Consider the following 2,436-nt stretch of genomic DNA (forward strand, 5'->3'; position numbering starts at 1 on the left):
ACCCCGCCCTTCCGCCTCCCGCCCTTCCGCCTCCCGCCCCTCCGCCGCCCGGCCGCCCCTCCGTGCCGACTCCCCCCGCCCCGGCAGCGGGGGGCGGGCCCGGTCCGGGACGGTCGCGACCGTGGGGGGTTCCGCCGGGGGGTGGGAGCGCAGGAGGTCGAGGGCGAGGGAGACCGCGTCGTCGAGCTGGGCGTGGCGGCCCTCGGCCCAGTCGAGGGGGGTGCGCAGGGCGGGGACGTCGGGGTCGACGCCGTGGTTCTCGACGCCCCAGTCGTACGCGTCGAACCAGGCGGCGTTCATCGGGACCGTGACCACCGTGCCGTCGATGAGCCGGTGGCGGCCCGTCATGCCGACGACGCCGCCCCAGGTCCGCTGACCCACGACGGGCCCCAGGCCGAGGAGTTTGAAGGCGGCCGTGATCATGTCGCCGTCCGAGGACGTGGCCTCGTCGGCGAGCGCGACGAGAGGGCCGCGCGGGGCGTTCGACGCGTACGAGACGGGCATGGCGTCGCGCGTGAGGTCCCAGCCGATGATGCGGCGCGTCAGCTTCTCCAGGACGAGTTCGCTGATGTTGCCGCCCGCGTTGCCGCGCACGTCGACGATGAGCGCGGGCATGGACATCTCCAGGCGCAGATCACGGTTGAACTGGGCCCAGCCGGAGCCACCGAGGTCGGGGATGTGCAGGTAACCGCACTTTCCGTCGCTCAACTCCCGTACCACGGCGCGGCGTTTGGCGACCCAGTCGTGGTAGCGCAGCGCGCGCTCGTCGACGAGCGGGAGGACGGCGACGCGGCGCGGCGGGCCTCCGCCGGCGGCGGCGAAGGTCAGCTCGACGCTCGTGCCCGCCGCCCCGGCGAGGAGCGGCGCGGGCCCGGCTACGGGGTCCACCGGACGCCCGTCCACGTGGGTGAGCACGGCGCCTTCGCGGATGCCCGTACCGGCGAGCGGGGAACGGGCACGCGGGTCGGAGGACTCGCCGGGCAGGATGCGCCGCAGCTCCCAGGCCCCGTCGCGGCAGGTGAAGTCGGCGCCGAGGAGGCCCTGCGCGCGCTGGTAGTGGGGCGGGCCCTCGCTGCGGCGGGCGGCGGTGACGTAGGCGTGGGAGGTGCCGAGTTCGCCGTACGCCTCGCGGAGCAGGTCGGCGAACTCGTCGGGCGAGGCGACGCGGTCGAGGAGCGGGCGGTACTGGTCGAGCACGGCGTCCCAGTCGATGTTGCTGAGGCCGGGGTCCCAGAAGTAGGCGCGGATGACGCGTCCGGCCTCGTCGTACGCCTGGCGCCACTCGGCGGGCGGGTCGACCTCGTGGAGGATGCGGCGCAGGTCGATGTACGAGGTGCCGGAGTCGTCCGGCAGGTCGTTGGCGGGGATGGCGCGCAGTTCGCCGTCGTCCACGACGACGAGGCGGCTGCCGTCGCCGCTCACGGCGAAGGCGTCCATGTGGTCGACGAGCTGGGTGCGGCGGGCGCGGGCGGGGTCGAAGTGTTCGAGCGTGGGGCGGCTGGAGGTGTCGGCGGGGTTGACGAAGGTCTGGCCGAGCGCGCCGGAGATGGGCCAGCGCAGCCAGACGAGGCCGCCGCCCGCGACGGGGCAGAGCGAGGAGTACTTCGACGCCGGTACGGGGAAGGGCGTGACGCGGCTCGCGAGGCCCTCCGCCTCGACGATGACGACGCCCTCGTACCCCGAGGCGCGGTCGTCCGGGTCCAGGCCGCCGGCCGCCGGGCGGCCGTCCGCGCTGAGCGCGAAGGGCGAGGGGGTCGCGGAGGAGAGCGTGACGAGGTGGGGGCGGCAGCCGAGCGGGAAGGAGAGGTCGCCGGTGTGCACGTCGTAGACGGGGTCGAAGCCGCGCCAGGAGAGGAAGGCGAGGTAACGGCCGTCGCGGGTGAAGACGGGGTTCTCGTCCTCGAACCGCCCGTCCGTCACGTCGATGAGGGAGAACGGTCCTTCTCCCTCGCTGATCCGCGCGAGCTTGATTTGCCGCAGACTCCGCCCGACCCCCGGGTGCGACCACGCGAGCCACGCCCCGTCCGGCGAGAAGGCGAGATCCCGCACGGGGCCGTTGAACGACCGCACGACCTCGATGACCCGCGCCTCGGGGGGCTTGGTGGGCCCGGAGGGGTCGGGCGGCTCGGGCGCTGAGGGGTCCTCGTGTCCTGGGGCGGACTCGGCGGACTCGGTGGTTTCGGCTGACGCGGCGGTTCCGAAGGCCCCGGTCGCTCCGGCCGCTTGGGCGGTTCCGGTCGCCCCGGCGGTCGCGGTCCCGGTTGCCCCAGTCGCCCCGTTGGCACCCATGGCTCCATTCGCCTCGGCTGCACCCGTGGCCCCTACCGCCTCAGCGCCGCTCCCCTCCGCTTCCGGCGTGGTCGGAGCACCTGCCGGTACGGGTCCGGAGCCGTCCCCCCGAGCGGCCTCGCCCTCCGCCCCGCCCCGGTCCCGGCC

The 2,436-nt window shown here is 75.0% G+C and carries 1 protein-coding gene; it reads right to left on the reverse strand.

What is annotated here, in order from left to right; genetic code table 11:
• Positions 1–2,436: S41 family peptidase (locus tag IF99_RS0130065; protein WP_234340923.1), on the reverse strand; the 2,436-nt coding region annotated here is incomplete at both ends.

The organism is Streptomyces sp. NRRL F-5630, from assembly GCF_000719475.1.
GTDB lineage: Bacteria > Actinomycetota > Actinomycetes > Streptomycetales > Streptomycetaceae > Streptomyces.